General features: G+C 46.0%; 11 protein-coding genes and 1 riboswitch. Of the genes, 5 read left to right on the plus strand and 6 right to left on the minus strand.

Annotation, left to right across the window (positions count from 1 at the left end; genetic code table 11):
- Positions 1-86: 86 nt before the first annotated feature.
- The 3 genes from AWU77_RS13370 to AWU77_RS13380 form a co-directional block, all read right to left on the minus strand.
- Positions 87-1,259, minus strand: a complete 1,173-nt coding sequence (locus AWU77_RS13370; protein WP_062064261.1) for an AraC family transcriptional regulator — start codon at positions 1,257-1,259, stop codon at positions 87-89.
- 390 nt (positions 1,260-1,649) lie between these two features.
- Positions 1,650-2,903 carry an ABC transporter substrate-binding protein gene (locus AWU77_RS13375; RefSeq protein WP_062064263.1) on the minus strand — a complete coding sequence of 418 codons (1,254 nt, stop codon included), beginning with the start codon at positions 2,901-2,903 and terminating at the stop codon, positions 1,650-1,652.
- A gap of 87 nt (positions 2,904-2,990) precedes the next feature.
- Positions 2,991-4,445: a cobyric acid synthase gene (locus AWU77_RS13380; RefSeq protein WP_062064434.1), complete on the minus strand. Its 1,455-nt coding sequence runs from the start codon at positions 4,443-4,445 to the stop codon at positions 2,991-2,993.
- 217 nt (positions 4,446-4,662) lie between these two features.
- Between AWU77_RS13380 and mprF the strand changes: the two genes are divergently transcribed.
- Together mprF and AWU77_RS13390 are read left to right on the plus strand one after the other, a co-directional pair.
- A complete protein-coding gene (mprF, locus tag AWU77_RS13385) occupies positions 4,663-7,245 on the plus strand; it encodes a bifunctional lysylphosphatidylglycerol flippase/synthetase MprF (RefSeq protein WP_062064265.1) in 2,583 nt (860 codons plus the stop codon).
- Positions 7,242-8,585 carry an AcvB/VirJ family lysyl-phosphatidylglycerol hydrolase gene (locus AWU77_RS13390; RefSeq protein ID WP_062064267.1) on the plus strand — a complete coding sequence of 448 codons (1,344 nt, stop codon included), beginning with the start codon at positions 7,242-7,244 and terminating at the stop codon, positions 8,583-8,585. The genes mprF and AWU77_RS13390 overlap by 4 nt, the downstream gene beginning before the upstream one ends.
- A 114-nt stretch (positions 8,586-8,699) precedes the next feature.
- Here AWU77_RS13390 and AWU77_RS13395 read toward each other — a convergent pair whose 3' ends face one another.
- From AWU77_RS13395 to AWU77_RS13410, 3 genes are all read right to left on the minus strand, one after another.
- A complete protein-coding gene (locus tag AWU77_RS13395; protein ID WP_084618384.1) occupies positions 8,700-10,304 on the minus strand; it encodes a right-handed parallel beta-helix repeat-containing protein in 1,605 nt (534 codons plus the stop codon).
- A 156-nt stretch (positions 10,305-10,460) separates the two neighbouring features.
- A complete protein-coding gene (gene cobO, locus AWU77_RS13405; protein ID WP_062064274.1) occupies positions 10,461-11,099 on the minus strand; it encodes a cob(I)yrinic acid a,c-diamide adenosyltransferase in 639 nt (212 codons plus the stop codon).
- 82 nt (positions 11,100-11,181) lie between these two features.
- A complete protein-coding gene (locus AWU77_RS13410; RefSeq protein ID WP_062064276.1) occupies positions 11,182-13,164 on the minus strand; it encodes a TonB-dependent receptor in 1,983 nt (660 codons plus the stop codon).
- Between the two features lie 121 nt (positions 13,165-13,285).
- A riboswitch (cobalamin riboswitch) is annotated at positions 13,286-13,453 on the minus strand.
- A gap of 194 nt (positions 13,454-13,647) precedes the next feature.
- On the opposite strand from AWU77_RS13410, the gene AWU77_RS13415 reads away from it, so the two are divergent.
- From AWU77_RS13415 to creB, 3 genes are read left to right on the plus strand one after another with little or no spacing between them, the layout of a single operon-like run.
- Positions 13,648-15,648 carry a marine proteobacterial sortase target protein gene (locus AWU77_RS13415; RefSeq protein WP_062064278.1) on the plus strand — a complete coding sequence of 667 codons (2,001 nt, stop codon included), beginning with the start codon at positions 13,648-13,650 and terminating at the stop codon, positions 15,646-15,648.
- Entirely contained in the window at positions 15,641-16,228 is a 588-nt protein-coding gene (locus tag AWU77_RS13420; RefSeq protein WP_084618386.1) for a class GN sortase, read from the plus strand. Before AWU77_RS13415 ends, AWU77_RS13420 begins: the two co-directional genes overlap by 8 nt.
- A gap of 36 nt (positions 16,229-16,264) precedes the next feature.
- Positions 16,265-17,038, plus strand: a complete 774-nt coding sequence (gene creB, locus AWU77_RS13425; protein WP_062064280.1) for a two-component system response regulator CreB — start codon at positions 16,265-16,267, stop codon at positions 17,036-17,038.
- The last annotated feature ends 5 nt before the right edge of the window (positions 17,039-17,043 follow it).

Raw genomic sequence — 17,043 nt, forward strand, 5'->3', positions numbered from 1 at the left:
TGTACAGCTCTACGGGAAAATAATTTTACTCAGAGGATATTCCATTTTTATGGAAATGATAACTTGCGGGAAAATCAAGAAAAGAATTATTTATCCTGTTGCTCTGAATCTTTCAACGGATATAGAAATTTGAACGTTTTTGGCACACAACCATATTCCGTTTTAAATAGTTTATTGAAATAGGATACGTTGTTATAACCAACCGAATAGGCAATTTCAGATACGTTAGCCTCTTCATTTTCTGACAACAAACGCGCCGCCTCAGTTAACCGCAACTTGTTCAAGTAGGTACTAAAAGTGAGACCTAATTCCTCTTTTAGTATGTCGTTAATTTTTGTTCGATTGACACCCAGTGCTGCAGCAGCCATTTCCAAACTCAATTCCGGGTTGGCATATTCAGTTGCCATATAGCGCAATACTGCACTTTTCTCTTTATCTTTCTGTGGCTCAATCGATAATTTTTTGTAGGCCATTAACGGTTGATCTTGTTTTACCTTTTCTCTGATATCTACCGTCAACACCGCCACGTAGCGGCGAAACAACCACACACCAAATACAATCCATACCACAAAGCATAGAGCCGCTGATACATAGATATAACGACGATCTGTGCCGAGCAATTTTACATCGGTCAGCTTTACATGAGAGGGTGTATTAAGCGGACTTTGCAAGGAATTCACCCAAGCAAAACCCATGGTTTTATTCAGCTGGTAACCGGTGTCGCTAAATTCATATCCATATCGCCCCAACCACCAGTGCGGGGTATCCAAATCCGCTAAATTAATCCTCAATTCGGACCAGTTTTTATCACAAGAAAACGCAGTAGAAGACACCCGGCGCGATGACATATTATTCAAATCAGTAACTTTGTCATCAAAACTAAATAACACCAACATCAACACATTTTTGGGATCGCATTGAATTTTGAATGAAATTTCCGCGAACCGGCGTAAATCAACTTGCGCAAATGATTGAATTGGATCAACAAAATAAATTGAATAATGGGTATAGGGAAATGGAGTCTCTGCATCCAGAAAAAAATCATACTCTACCGTACCCACCTCACCCTTCAGCTTTAACCGGGTATTGCCAACAGGCTCTTGCGGCTCTATCGCTGACACCCAAAGAAAATTCGCATCGCGCCCCGGAAATAAAGACGCATTTAATTTGGATTTCATCACACCCACGTAAACCACCAGCGCGCTAAACACCAAGATCGCGACAAATGCTGCGAGGGCATTCCGGTAAAACGTTAGCATTATTGAAACAACCGTTCAGATTTAGATAAATAGCTCGGCCAGAGTCAGAGATTAGGGCTGCTCGGAGTGATAAAACCGTATTTGCTATACGCAATCATTCACACCTCTCATGGCTTTCGCTGATTATTATGCGGCTCGACGCGGAAAGAGCCTTATAAAATGATTGCGCTCACATAATGTCATACAATCAGATCTAATGGCAATAAAGTCAATAAGACCTTAATGCTCACTTGACTCGATTTGTGAAGTAAGACAATTTTTATTGCCTAAAAATGGCCACTTTAGAGGAGTTTTCCCCGGTCTCTAAAAACGCCCAGGAAAATATTTTTATTAGGAAAAACACTTTCAAATAACAAAAACACATCGTAAAACTAGCACTAGAAAGATAACTCACTGTGCTTGCGACAGCACTTTTTCTACATCTATACCAAATACCATCACACCCAAAGGTTCAAATTTTTCGTCACTGAAGAGCGGAACGCTTAAATGTAATTGGAAACGCTTAGTAGATTCATCGTAATTAATATCGCCAAAATAGAGGGTGCCCACGGGTTTACCAAAAACCTCTGAGAATTTTTCTTCGTCACCCTGCCAGTAATCCGAGGTCATATCACTTACTGCCATATTTAGCCCATAGGCGTCAGTAATGATGATTTCGGTAATCATGTCTTGCGATTGTTTTTTCACTTCGCGCAGCTGTGCAGACAGTTCTTGATCAACCAATTTAATGGGATAGGCAAAATCCCCTTGCAAAAAAGCCTGCGCCCATTGTTTATCGCGCTTGGCAATTTCTTGCTGGCTAATACGGCGTGATTTTTTGTTCTGCGCGCGTAATATTTCCTCTAATTTTGGCAGGTGTTTCCACCGTTCAATTTTACGCATCAACAGCTCTTTTATAAGCTGCTGCTCATAATCAGTCACCGCAAACCGAGTACTTGCACAGCCGCTAATTTGCCGATTAAAACTCGCTAAAAATTCCGGATCCTGATTGAGAAACTGCTCGTTAAAATAGACGCCTAAAGGGACATAGCGAAAAAAACGGCTTTTGAATTGATTGGGGTCAAGCTTCAATTCTTGCGCAGCCTGAAGAAAATGCTCGCGATCAGCAAGAATCACATCAATGCGCTTGGACCTTAATAATTTAATGAGCTGCGGCAAATTATTTGCACTCATCTCTACCCGGTAGCCAGCCTCATCCAACCATGTTTCCTGCTGACTGCCTAAAATAGACCCCAGTTTATAACCCTCGCGCCAAGACTCGGGAGCGACTGTGTCCATGCGCCAAAACCAATACCAATTTTCCAACACCATGGGGGCAGACAATACCGCATAGGGATCGATTTGGCGCATTGGAATCGCGGTAAAAAAACCATCAATACGATTATTTTTTACGTCTTGATAAGCGCGGCGCCAAGGCATGATTTGCACACGATAGTCCCACTTTATATTCTTAAAAATACACTGCAAATGGGGCAATAGATTTTGTGTGCTACCCAATGGAAAATCAGAAGTAAATGCGGATGAAATATTGGTTGCCAGATTAATGATAGGTGGTTCGTCTGCTGCTTGGGTCTTGACCTGCCCCTGTGCCTGTAGGGCCAGCTGGCCACTCAAGAATAAAATTACCAACAGCATCAAACGCATAAAGGCGCTCCTTGTTTAGCCTTTGTTACAGAGGGAGTAAATAGGTATGCGGGAATACTCAAAGAGTATAGGCCTAAAAACGCAGTCTTATAAAAATTGCTGTAAAAAATCAGGTAGCAGCGCCGACTCAGTCGCCTCGGCCAACCGCTCAAGGGATAGTTCACGCTCGCGATTGATATCCATTTGTTGCACTTGTTCTGCACCTAGCCACAAAAGCAGTGCATTCAGCGCATCCGGGTGATCGAATAAACCGTGAAGATAAGTGCCTACAACCAAGCCATCTTCACTGATGGCCCCCTCTGGCTCCAAGCCTTGCTCGCCCTGCAAATAGCAGGCGGGGAATTGCAATGCATGACCCGTTGTTATGCCGCAATGAATTTCATAGCCGCGCACTGCACTGGTTTTATTCCACAAAAAGCCACTGCGCTGTTGCAATATTTTGTGCGGCTCCAGTGTTGTCTGCATGGCAAACAGACCCAATCCTGCCGAGCTACCTGGCGCAGATTCCAATCCCTGCGGGTCGTGAATCTCATCGCCGAGCATTTGAAAACCGCCGCAAATAGCGATTAATTTTCCACCGTAACGCACATGTTTTTTGATTTGTTGATCCCACTGCTGTTCGTACACAAATTGCAAATCGGCGCGGGTATTTTTACTGCCCGGAATGATGATTAAATCACAGGAAGGAATTGTTTGATTCGGCCCGACCCAATGAAAGTCGATTTGTGGATGCAAACGTAGCGGATCAAAATCCGTATGATTGGAAATGCGCGGCAAGGCTAATACCGCAACACGGCATTTTGCATCTTGTTTTGCTGCACTTGCGGTAAGCGCATCTTCCGCATCTAAATACAAACCTTGCAGATAAGGAATAACACCTAATACCGGTTTGCCGGTTTTTTGTTCCAGCCAATCCAAACCCGATTGCAATAAACTTATATCGCCGCGAAAGCGATTAATCACAAAACCGACTACTCTTTTTTGTTCAGATTCGCTTAACAACTCAAGTGTACCGATCAAATGGGCAAACACCCCGCCGCGATCTATATCGGCAATTAAAATCACCGGGCAATCTACCGCTTCGGCAAAACCCATGTTGGCTATATCGCGGTCGCGCAAATTAATTTCAGCCGGGCTGCCTGCCCCCTCTACCAAAATCACCTCGTATTTTTGCTGCAAACGCGCGTAAGAATCCAATACAAAACCCATCGCCTCGGTTTTGTAATTGTGATAAACCGCCGCCTCCATATCTGTCACCGCTTTACCCTGCACAATAATTTGCGCGCGGGTATCGCTGGTGGGTTTAATTAAAATAGGGTTCATATCCGTGTGCGGCGCAAGCCCTGCTGCCTGAGCCTGCAGCGCTTGCGCACGACCAATCTCACCACCATCGACAGTGACAGCCGAATTTAACGCCATATTTTGCGGTTTAAATGGCACCACCGAAATGCCGCGCTTTCTTAAAATACGGCAGAGCGCTGCAACGAGTGTGGTTTTACCTGCGTCGGATGTTGTGCCTTGTATCATTAATGTTTTTGTCATATGGGTTTTGAAACAGCCTGGCCTAAAAAGATATTTGCTAACAACACCTGAAAGCAAACGCGTAAAAAAATCGAAAAATTCATAAGTTAAGCGAATTAATACTGTGGGCACATGTCAGTAGCATGGCGTAGCCTGACTCACCTTAGGCTACCAAGCTTGCAATAAAATCTACACCTACTGACCCGCCCCATAACCTCACTGCAAAGCAGGTACTGAATTGATTAGCTCGCGCAACCTGATAAACGGATTGCCCATTGTAGCGGGACTGGCCGCGCTCTACATGGTCGAACGGGAAATAACAACCTACAACCTCAATCTGGATAGCGCGAGCCAGATTTTGTTGGATTTTCATTGGCCAAGTCTTATTGCCGCGCTGACATTTGCAACAATCGGTTATACGGTATTGGCACTCTACGACTATCTAGCAATGCGCCAGTTTAACTTCCCTATTAGCTGGCAGCGCGCGCTCAAAGTCGGCCTTATCAGCTATGCCGTCAGCAATAATGCCGGTCATGCTTACTTATCTGGCGGTTCCATTCGCTATGGTTTTTACTCGCGCTGGGGACTCAACACTGTCGCCATTGGGCAGATCATTCTATTCGGTAGCCTGACCTATTTTTTAGGCGCACTCAGCCTGTTTTTTGTTGTTGCATTAATGCTCCCCCAAGCCGAATTACAGGATCCAGCACTACTCGGCGGCCATTTACTCTGGCTGATTGGCGGAGCCCTTATTTTTTTAGTGGGCTATTGGGGTGCAGTAGTGTTTCATCCTCATATTCGCTGGCGCAAATGGGATTTGCACCTGCCTTCAACGCGTATGAGTTTGATGCAAACCTTGCTAGGCTCCGTCGATTTAATTCTCGCCAGTTTGGTACTTTACAGTTTGCTCTACACCACGACGGATATGCCATTTAAATGGTTTTTTACGATTTATATTCTGGCGCAGCTGCTGGGACTATTCAGTCAGGTTCCCGGTGGCATAGGCGTATTTGAAGGCACATTTTTATATTTGGCGGGTGATCATTATGACCACCAGCTACTTATTATGGCGCTATTAACTTATAGGATTATTTATTACTTCCTGCCGCTCGGCCTCGCCCTGCCCAGCTTGATGTGGCGCGGCCACGAACAAGAGCAAAGCATTACACCCAAGCAGCTAAAACCAGCGCCCGCCAAGGGCAGATTATTGCTACTGTTTGCAGGAATTTCCCAGCAGGCGCTCGCGCGCATGCTCGCCGGGTTATTAGTTGTTGCTGGGCTTATGTTGTTAATCTCAGGTAGCACACCCGCTGTTCCGTCGCGCGTGGATCGGCTGATTGAATTTATCGGTTTACCCTTTGTAGAAGTGGCGCATCTGCTAGGCAGTTGCATAGGGATTTTTTTATTGGTTCTGGCGCGGGCAGTCAATCTGCGCCTTAAAATTGCTTATCCACTGACGCTGGCACTCTTGGCTAGTGGTATTATTTTTTCGCTTGCCAAAGGTTGGGATTACGAAGAGGCCGGCACCCTGATCCTGCTGTTCTTGATTTTTATTCCCTGTCGCAGTTGTTTTTATCGCAAATCCAATTTTGAAACACACTTCCTTAGCTATCACTGGCTACTGTTGATTATCGCCGCGGCCAGTTTTAGCACTTATATTGGTTTTGTAGCTTATAAAGAAGTCGCGTACCGCCACGAGCTCTGGTGGCAATTTGCCAGTGACGCTAACGCCTCACGCTTTTTGCGCTCCAGTTTTTTGGTAGCCTTAGTCTGCGGCGGTGCGATTTTCTATTACCTGCTTTCGCGTAGTCGCCACAACCCAAACTTACCCGATAGCACTGAACTTCACGCTGTTGAACTGCTTATTCGCCAAAGTAAAAGACCAGATCATTTTATTTATCTCAGTGGTGACAAATATTTTTTCTGGAACCAAGAGCGCGATTGTTTTATTGCCTATACCACCAGCCATAAATACTGGATTGCACTCAACGATCCCTGTGGCAATCCTGCCCGCTTTAGCCAGTTAGTGCGCGAGTTTCGGGCAGCTGCAGATATCTATGGAGCTAAGCCGGTATTTTATCGCGTGAGCCCACAACAATTATCACTTTATGTCGATCTGGGATTGCAACTGATCAAACTGGGCGAAGAAGCTCAGGTAGACATTCAACACTTTAGCCTTAAGGGTAATGCCCAGACTGCATTTCGTACCAGCATCAACAAGCTGACGCGCGAAGGCTATAGTTTTAAAATTTTAACGCCAAATGAGCTACAACCTCACTTCGCCAATTTGCGGAAAATTTCCGACCAATGGCTGGCGCAAAAAAAAGTGCGTGAAAAAGGTTTTTCATTAGGTTTTTTTAGCGAAGCCTATTTGGGTAAATGTAATATCGCGGTCATCGTAAAAGACGAGGCTATAGTCGCGTTTACCAATTTATTAATCACCAATGAGCAGAGCGACATATCTATAGACTTAATGCGCTATGGCGAGGATGCCCCCAAAGGCACCATGGACTTTTTGCTGGTTAATATTTTACTTTGGGCGCAGGCGCGCGAATATCGCTGGTTTAATTTGGGCATGGCGCCACTGGCAGGTATGGACGACGACCAACTGGCACCGCTCTGGCAACGGCTGGGCTCATCTATTTATAAATTAGAAAATGAATTTTACGATTTCAAAGGCCTGCATCACTATAAAGAAAAATTTCGCCCCCAATGGCAACCCATCTACTTAGCTTTACCAAAAAGCCAACAATTGCCGGGTGTGATCTTTACCATCACCAATGCCATAGCGCGCGGCATCAGCGGAAACTTTACCCAATGACACGCGCGCTCATTACCTTGACATTAATATTGATCGCCAACATCTGTCAGGCGCAGTATGTGCCAGAATTGTTTAGCTGGGGTGATTTTGGTACGACTGAAATTTACGCGGGCGGCAGCAATGGCGTGGAGTTAATTTTAACGGATCAGCATTCGCTGCCTGATGCGCGCCTTCTGGCAAGCCATTTAAGCCGCACCGGAAAACTCGCAGCCATTTTATCTATAGAACAATATTTACAGCAGCAGAACAATGACAAGCGCTGCTTTGATGCGGCAACCCCGCTAGCAGTTTACGCGCAGGATGTGCAACAGCATCACCATTTTTTTCATTTCGAACCGGCTTTTATTACTGCCTTGGGCACTGCCGGTGATTACCTCTTTGCCATGCTCAGTCAAATACCCAAAGGCGTTTTTCGCGGCGCTTATAGCCAAACAATCGGCAGTATTATTCTACTCCCCAACAATTTATGCCAACCCAATCCCGCAGTTAAGTGGAATCAAACAAACCATTTAGCCACACTGAACTTTTACTCTGCGCCAGCCACCCCTTGGCGCAGTTTCACCGAACCAGAATGGCTAAAGCCTTGGTTTTACAATATTTTCCCCTCACGCAACTGGTTGAATGAACGCGACAATTTTGAACGGCATTTAATGGAGCCCACAAAAACTAGCGCTGTAAATGCACAAGTGTCAGTTGATTCACTACCACTTGTCGAAGTTCTCCCGCTCGCCAATCAACAATACTCACAGGACGATTTATTCGCCGTTGTCATTTCTGGCGATGGCGGCTGGGCCAATATCGATAAAGACATTGCCAATAGTTTAGCGGCCAAAGGTATAGCGGTAGTAGGTTGGAATTCATTGGATTATTTTTGGGAGGGAAAGACACCCGAGATTGCCGGGCGGGATCTACAACTATTGCTGGATACTTATTCAGCGCGCTGGCATAAAAACAAAATTTTGTTAATTGGGTTTTCTATGGGCGCCGATGTTATGCCCTTTATGGTGAATCGTTTAAACGCGACCACCCAGCGACAACTCTTAAGCGTCAACCTGCTCAACCCGTCCACCAATGTAGACTTTACGTTTCACTTAAGTGGTTGGCTCAACAACGCAAAAGAAGCACCTTATAAACTTTACCCCGAAGTTAAGGATTGGCAGCAGTGGATTACCAACTGTTTTTATTCCACTCGCGAACAAAGCCTGTGTGATGTCCTTGCACAACATCCTCCAGCCACAGTCAAACAGCAACTATTTTATTTAGAGGGCGACCATCACTTTAATGGCGATGTGGCGCAACTGGTAGAGCTAATATTGAACCATACACCTACACTGAATTAATCCTTTCTGGGGTGTTGTGCCCTGGATCATTAATGACCTAGTTACCACACAACACCCGCTTTTATTTTAAATAACTAGCATTATTAACTGTATTCACAAACAAGTTGTATTCATTTACCAACTCGTTTGAATACTATTGCCTGTTGCATAAGTAGACGTGTTAGCAAACTCGGTGCCGCTGTTGATCACAGTATTTCCGCTAATGATCCAATTAATTGGACCACCCGCAGGTGATTCACCTTCGGCAGCATCATCTCTCAGCGCCACCGCAACAAAGCCTGGTACGGTGTTATTGCTAATCACATTGTTGCGCACAATATAACCGTCGCTATTGCCCAGCCAAATGCCTCTGGGTGAGCTAGCGGCATTTGATGTGTTATCGCGAATAGTGTTGTTTTCAATCGTGGTTTTTGCCGTGCCGTATTGCACACTAATGCCCCAGTTACAGCCGATTAAATCGTTATTGTGAATCCAGTTATCAATACCACTTTTATCGTGACCTGCACCTGAATTACCCAATGCAACTCCGGCGCGATAAGAATTCACCACGGTGTTGTAAGACACTTCGTTGGCGTATTCATCTTCACCATGAAGATCAATAGCATCGAGCTGGTTATTCACAAAATGATTATTGGTAATGAGATTATTGTGCGCCCAGTATTGAACAATCACTGCGTGACGAATGTATTCACCTTCGGTTTTGTTGCCATCGAGCGTAACAAAATAAGTGTCTTTTGCTGCATCACCCAAATAGGGATTGGTTGCTTCACTTAAATGTGTACTGCCCTGAATCACAAAACCATAACCGGCTCCGCCACCGGCCACATCGGTCGCATTGCGGGCGATAGAATTTTTTACCACTACATCATAGGAACCGGCGGCGATACGCACACCCATTTTGATATATTTTTCTACTACAACATTATCGATGGTAATGTTGTAGGCCGCAGCAGAACTGCCATACCCGGTTGCAATCACATAACTTAAACCACCGCGATCAGGGTTAGCTGTATTCGTATTGGTGGAATAGTTTTTGTTCCAGGTGTTGGTGAAAGTGAAATTTTTCAACACAATATTGTTCACGCCCAACATGCGGATACCGTAATAATTTGTCGCGCCGGTACCTGCATCTATATTGGACAAAAACACTGTGCCATCGCGGCTTTCGCCTTCCAAATTTACACCGCTTTTAGCCATCACAATGTGTACTGTTGTGCTCGACACTGAAACACTGTTCAAATTGTAAGTACCGTTAGGAAAATACACAGTGCTGCCCGCAGTAGTAGCTGCATCGCTAATTACCGCCTGAATGCCGGGGTTATCGTCATTGTTGGTGTTGGCGAGATCGATGGTATAACCCAGCTGCGCAGCGCGGGTAACTACGTTGATGATATTGGGAGCGGCATTAGGTGTATGTGCTGGGCGAATACTGCCATCGGGATTGCGCATACCCGGATTGCCCGCTGGCACTGACATGGAAGATTGGGAAACAGAATTGCTACTAATATTAGATGAAGAACTGCTACTAAGACTGGACGGCACACTGCTGCTCATTACCGATACACTTGTGGCGCTTGAGCTGGATGGTGCTACCGATAAAGCTTTACTGCTAGCAGCAGCAGGTGAAGAGCCCCCACCGCCGCCTCCGCAAGCTTGTAAACCCAACAAAACGATAAATAAAAAGGCCACCAAAGACATATTATTGAAACTGTTGTGCATGTTGATTCTCTCAGTCGTTGAATTGTGATGACCGTTATAATTTTGGATATAGTTATAATTATTCACATCAGCTTAACTGAAAAGATACCCGCTTGCACAGCCTATACATACCCGCACAACAGCGATAAATAGAACATCAACAACACTAAATTGGTATTACCATTCAATGCCTTTTTGCGCTTTAACCCCAGCATTAAAAGCATGCTTAACCGATTTCACTTCACTGAATGTATCCGCTAAATCTTCCAGATATTTTTTTGCGCCGCGCCCGGTGATAATCACATTTTGAGTGATCGGGCGATTTTGAATTGCGGCGATCACTTTATCTTTATCGATATATTTGTAATTGAGCATATAGGTCAACTCATCGAGCAATACCAAGTGAATACTCGGGTCGCGAAATACATGTTCGCATTCCGCCCACACAGCTTCAGCGGCTTGTTTGTCCTGTTCAGCATTTTGGGTTTCCCAAGTAAAGCCTGTACCCATTACAAAATATTCCAATTGCGGGCTAGCACCACGAAAAATACTTTCGGTTAAAAAGTTTTTTTCGCCGCATTCCCAAGTGCCTTTAATAAATTGCACAATTGCGACTTTGTAACCGTGCCCCAAACAGCGCAGCGCGGTGCCAAAACCCGATGAACTTTTACCTTTGCCGTCGCCGGTTAACACAATCACCACACCGCGCTCTTCGTCAGCACGGGCGATAGCCGCATCGACAATTTCTTTGCGCTGCTGCATGCGCTCTTGATGGCGCTTGGCTTTTTCATCGCCTTGGTTATGTTCATCGCTCATAGTGGTTTTCCATACTGAAAAATGGGTACATTGAATTAAACGGTGGGTATCGCTTTCGCTCCACCCACCCTACGCGAATTAATTAAAAACGATAGGTGATGCTAGCTTGATAATTGCGCTCTGGTTGTGGGTATTGATAGTAACCAGCAGTTGGCGATAAGCCATACAAGCCCGCATACCGCTCGTTAGTCAGGTTCTTAATGCGGCCAGTTAACTCAACCGCTTCGTACTGCCAAGTAAGATTCAAATTAAATAGCACTAGCGGAGCCAATGTTTCACCCGCATTTGCACTATCACTTGAACGATAACGTGAACCAGTGTAACTGGAATCCAGATATATAGTTAACTGCTGCACAGGAGTAAATACCAAAGCAACGTTTGCGCGGTTTTCCGCAGTATTAGGCACTGCATTACCCGCAAAACTGCCGCTGCTCAACTCAGCATCGGTGTAAGTGTAGTTTGCTTGCAATTGAATTTCGTCGCTCAGTATTAATTGACCATCAATCGCAACACCTTGACGACGCGATGAATCCAGATTGACGTTTGCACCAAATCCATTCCATGAATTAGGATTTACAATCACTGCATCGTACATCAATTCATTATCGAGATTCATGCGATACAACGACCACTGCACTGTCGCACGCTCGCTGCTCCACTCTGCACCCAGCTCACCAGAATGGCTGGTTTGCGCTTCCAAAAACATTACACTCGGCAGCACAAAACCATTTTCATCCGCATTTGCAAAACGAAAACCATCAGCATAGCGGCCAAATACACGCCAACCATTATCTAATTGATAGCTAAGCCCCAATTCATTGGCAGTCACATCGTCACTGTGATGTGTACTCAGTGCGTGATTGGCATCATCTACTGATGAAGTCCGCGCACCAATACTAAGACTTAATTGTTGTGTTAGTGGATAAATCAATTGCGCATAATAAGCATCAATCGCTTGCTCAATATCAGTACCCCAATCAAGTACTGTATATTCCGAGTCAACCTGATCATAACCCAAAGTTACAAGGGCATTACCCTTTGTGGTAGGCAAAGTACCCACAAGGCGTGGCGTAATATTTTTTACCCGCATATTGCCGAGTGTCGGAGCACCATAGCCGTAGAAAGATTCTGTATTCTCATCGCGATCGGCGAATTCGGCAAGTAACTCCCAATGCTCACTCAAATTTAATCCACCGCCAATACGAGCAAGATCCGTATTTTGATTTACATAATTACTCGGTGTGCGAGCCTTGCGTGGGTTAACAATCACTTCAGAGTCCAATAGGTAACCCGCAAGATTTAATTCGTCATCAATTGTCTGCCCTTCAACAAACACAAAACCCTGCGCAAAATCGTAGCGCACATTAGCCAACACATTTTCGTATGCATTTTGATTGTTATCGCGATAATTATCGGCATTGCGTTTTTGTGCCGAGGCAGAGTAACTCAAACCATTGGCAAAACCCTGGTTGATGCTCGCGGTGTAATCTTCAAGATTATCGCTACCGCCGGTTGCGCTTACTGAACCGTGCACCTCACCTACAACGGCGCGACGGGTGATGATATTAATGACGCCGCCGACTGCTTGATCGCCATACAACACGCCCGCACTGCCCTGCACAATTTCAATACGCTCTACATCTTTTAATGCAACTGTATTTAATGCCGGTGCAGCGAGTGATGGATTATTCAGTTTGCGACCATCTACCAACACCAACACATTGTTAGCGCCCGACAAACCGCGCATAGAAGCAGTGACATTGCGCGCGCCGCTGCCATCGGAATCGGTTAATTGAATGCCCGCTTGGGTACGCAACACTTCCGATAATAATTTTGCGCCGCTTACGCGAATGTCTTCGGCGCTGATAATTTTAATTTGCGTCGCCACTGGCATCTGCGCGGTTTCACTGCGTGTGGCACTGACGTAAACGGTTTCGAGTTTTTTATCGTCCGCTTTTTTAGTGGCAGCGATTGCGTGAGTGGATGTAAGCGCGATAATCGCCGCGCTCAGGCTGGCCACTGTAAAAGGAGATGGATGCTTAAAAGAAAATGATTTGCTAAACATGAGATTCCTCAATCCTAAATGGGATGAGGGAGGGAAAGCGGAAAAGCCTGCGATGAGCCAAAGACTCAAAAAATACAGATTTCCACCGATGTTGCCCTCCGCGACATCGTGAACTAAAAGAGCATTGCTCCGGGTTTGAGGCTGGTATCGGACTCATCAGGATTGCAAAACAATCGTGATACACCGTTGCGGGGGCAGTGTCGGGATTGCATCGCCACTAATATACGAGCGATACGTACCGACTTCCCATTGACTCTGATCCTGGCGCACTCTGGTTACAGAGTAAACACCCATCAGACACCTCGGGCGCGCAAGGTACGAGGTTACTCGGGGTGAGTCAAGCGCCAAGCCAGGGTTGTTAATGCCATCTTCACCTGAGCCACACATTAATCACATAGTTTCCTCACACTGGTTACTTAATCTGTCTCTCGTCGGCCCACTTGACCAAGACCAAGGCCATTTTATTAGCGACAGGAGCAGTCAATGAAAATTACCCATTACCTCAGCCTATTGTGTGGATTACTCATATTCAGTAGCGGCCTGCAGGCCGCTGATAACAGCGGGCCGGAAAGCGGCAGTTTTTTAGTGCGCAGCGCAGCCGATCAGGATTACCAACCCGCCCTGCTGCTCGGCACCGACGTGGAGGTGAAAATTACCGGCCCCGTTGCGCGAGTGGTGGTACGGCAGCAGTTCTACAACCAGTCCGATACATTTGTAGAAGGCAAATATGTATTCCCGCTGCCGGAAGATGCCGCGATTAATGCAATGACCTTGCTCATTGGCGAGCGGGTGATCAACGGCGAAATCCATGAAAAACAACAGGCGCAAAAAATTTATCAACAGGCGTTACAACAGGGTAAACACGCGGGGTTGATTGAACAGCAGCGCGCCAATCTCTTCACCACACAAGTAGCCAATATCGCCCCCAAAGAAGCCATATTGGTAGAGATAACCTATATCGAAACCCTGACCCGCACCGGCAATGAATTCAGTTTTTATTTTCCTATGACCTTAACACCGCGCTACCTTCCACCTGCCGCTAACAACCTGGCTGAATCGTTGGGCAGCGATTTTATTTTTGCGCAAGATTTGCCGGCAGAGCTCGCCAATCCGGCGCGTATTCATGTGCAGATTAATAATGTGAAACACCTGAGCAGCATTGAAAGTAATAGCCATACCATAGTGACGCAAGAAGATAAAAATGCCTGGCAAATCACCACCAAAGATAGTCATGTACCGATGGACAGAGATTTTAAATTGCGCTGGAAAATTGCCAGCATCAATGAAACAACACCGGCTTTTTTTGTCGATCAGGTCGATGGCAGTTACTACGGTTTATTAATGTTGATGCCGCCGGAGAATCCCAGCAATGAAACTATTTTAGCGCGCGAAACTATTTTTATTATCGATACCTCTGGCTCCATGGGCGGCGAATCTATCGCACAAGCCAAAGCCAGTTTAATTTTTGCAATAGAACATTTAACCGAGCAGCAGCGTTTTAACATCATTGAATTTAATTCAATTCACAGCAAACTGTTTGCACTGTCTGAGCAGGCAACTGCCAGCGGTAAACAACAGGCAGTCAACTTTGTGAATAGCCTGCAAGCAACCGGCGGCACCGAAATGGCACCCGCTCTGCGCAGCGCACTGACATTACCCAGCGACCCGGAATATTTGCGTCAGGTGATTTTTATTACCGATGGTGCAGTGGGCAATGAGGATGAGCTGTTTGGCATTATTCATCAATTGCTCGGTGACAGCCGTTTGTTTACCGTGGGCATAGGCTCCGCACCTAACGGTTATTTTATGAAAAAAGCAGCAGAGCTAGGACGCGGCACTCAAACACTGATCAGCCAATTAAGCGATGTAAATTCGGCGATGAGCACTTTATTTACCCAACTGGAAAAACCCTTACTGCGCGATATACAGGTCACTTTTCCCGATACTATTCACGCCGATATTTATCCACAAAAAATTCCCGATCTCTATGTGGGTGAGCCAATTTTACTCGCCCTAAAACTAAGCGCTTTACCCGCAACAATCAGCATTATTGGCGAAGGTCACTCGACTTGGAGCAGGAATGTTTATCCTCAGGATCACAGCGACACCACCAATAACAATGCAACCGGAATCGCAAGCCTCTGGGCGCGCGCCAAAATTGAATCGCTCAGCGAACGCATGCGGCATGAAGCCAATCCTGACACGCTTAAACGCGAAATAATTGATGTCGCATTCACCCATCAACTCGTCAGTCAATTCACCAGTTTTGTCGCCGTTGAGGAAGTGATCAGTCGCGCACCAGAAACCGATATCGCCAAACAAAATGTCGCCAATCTATTACCCAAAGGCACAGCTATTAGCCATACAGCGGCCTACCCTTCTACCGCAACCGGCATTGAATTATTGTGGTTGATTGGTGTGTGTATGCTCTTGGCATACGGCGCGTTAACAATTTATTGCCGTCGCAGTCAATGCTATGTGTAAGAGCAAATTTGCACAGCGCAACCGCTGGTTAAACCTATGTGCGGGATTGCTGTTAATAGTGGCTCTGGCCTGTTTAATAAAAGCCAGTTGGATTAGCGCTAAAGCCATGCTTGCACAATTGTTAATTGCGCAAGCATGGGAGCACACATTGGCTACCGGCACAAACAGCAAACCCTGGCGCTGGGCAGACACTTGGCCCGTTGCGGCACTCACCACACCTGCGGGCGATACACTCTACGTGCTCGCAGGCACCAGTGGCCAGGCATTGGCATTTGGGCCGGGTTTACTTGACCAGAGTGCAGCGCCGGGTCAACCGGGCTCTACGATTATTGCCGGCCACCGGGATACACACTTTGTATTTTTGGAAAATCTACAAAAAGGCGATGTAATCCAATTACAAAATAGCGACGGGCACCGCTACCGCTATAAAATCGAGCAAATGGAAATTGTCGATAGCGGCAAGCGGTCATTATATTTGCAGCAACAAAACGCAGAATTAACCCTGATCACCTGCTATCCTTTCCATGCATTAAACTCTGGCGGCCCGCTGCGTTATGTTGTACATGCAGCGCTCTTGTAGCCGCAACTGTCATCAGGTATTGGATAAATCATTGCAATGAAAGCCCGCGTATTAATTATTGAAGATGAACCCGCTATTGCGGACACATTGGTTTACGCATTGGAGACAGAAGGTTTTGCAGTCACTTGGGAATCACTGGCGCAAAGTGCCCTGCAATATCTTGCGCAGCAGCCAGTGGATTTTATTATTCTCGATGTTGGCCTGCCCGATCAAAATGGCTTTGAATTGTGCAAAACCATTCGCCGCAGCAATGAGCCATATGCAGATGTGCCTATTTTGTTTTTAACCGCGCGCAAAGAAGAAGTTGACCGTATTATCGGCTTGGAAATCGGCGGCGATGACTATGTCACCAAACCCTTTAGCCCACGGGAAATCAGCGCGCGCGTTAAAACTATTCTCAAGCGCTCTGGCACCGCAGCGAATAGAACGCCCAGCAATTCGCCAGAAAAAAATTCAACGCCAGCCTCCGCCCAGGAGATCGCGCCAGCACCAACAACCCAAGCACCTTGGCAAAAGGGAAAGTTTTGTGTCGAAATCGATAAAGCGCGAGTCAGTTACTGCGATAAAATCATCAACCTTACCCGCTATGAATTTTTAATTTTGCGTGTACTGCTTGCACACCCTGAACGAATTTTTAGTCGCGCCCAATTAATGGATAAAGTGTGGGATGAACCCGAATCCAGTTTTGAGCGCGCGGTGGACACCCATATCAAAAGCCTGCGCGCCAAATTGCGCGATGCCACTGACAATAGCGATACCGACCCCATTAAAACCCACCGGGGTATGGGCTATAGCATCAGCATTCATTAGCCAAA

Origin of the sequence: Cellvibrio sp. OA-2007 (assembly GCF_000953825.1) — a bacterium.
Lineage (GTDB): Bacteria > Pseudomonadota > Gammaproteobacteria > Pseudomonadales > Cellvibrionaceae > Cellvibrio.

What these genes read in the sequence shown, in the direction of transcription:
- AWU77_RS13370 (WP_062064261.1), bottom strand. Translation starts at nt 1,259, where the DNA reads ATGCTAACGTTTTACCGGAATGCCCTCGCAGCATTTGTCGCGATCTTG.
- AWU77_RS13375 (WP_062064263.1), bottom strand. Translation starts at nt 2,903, where the DNA reads ATGCGTTTGATGCTGTTGGTAATTTTATTCTTGAGTGGCCAGCTGGCC.
- AWU77_RS13380 (WP_062064434.1), bottom strand. Translation starts at nt 4,445, where the DNA reads ATGACAAAAACATTAATGATACAAGGCACAACATCCGACGCAGGTAAA.
- AWU77_RS13390 (WP_062064267.1), top strand. Translation starts at nt 7,242, where the DNA reads ATGACACGCGCGCTCATTACCTTGACATTAATATTGATCGCCAACATC.
- AWU77_RS13395 (WP_084618384.1), bottom strand. Translation starts at nt 10,304, where the DNA reads ATGCACAACAGTTTCAATAATATGTCTTTGGTGGCCTTTTTATTTATC.
- cobO (WP_062064274.1), bottom strand. Translation starts at nt 11,099, where the DNA reads ATGAGCGATGAACATAACCAAGGCGATGAAAAAGCCAAGCGCCATCAA.
- AWU77_RS13410 (WP_062064276.1), bottom strand. Translation starts at nt 13,164, where the DNA reads ATGTTTAGCAAATCATTTTCTTTTAAGCATCCATCTCCTTTTACAGTG.
- AWU77_RS13415 (WP_062064278.1), top strand. Translation starts at nt 13,648, where the DNA reads ATGAAAATTACCCATTACCTCAGCCTATTGTGTGGATTACTCATATTC.
- AWU77_RS13420 (WP_084618386.1), top strand. Translation starts at nt 15,641, where the DNA reads ATGTGTAAGAGCAAATTTGCACAGCGCAACCGCTGGTTAAACCTATGT.
- creB (WP_062064280.1), top strand. Translation starts at nt 16,265, where the DNA reads ATGAAAGCCCGCGTATTAATTATTGAAGATGAACCCGCTATTGCGGAC.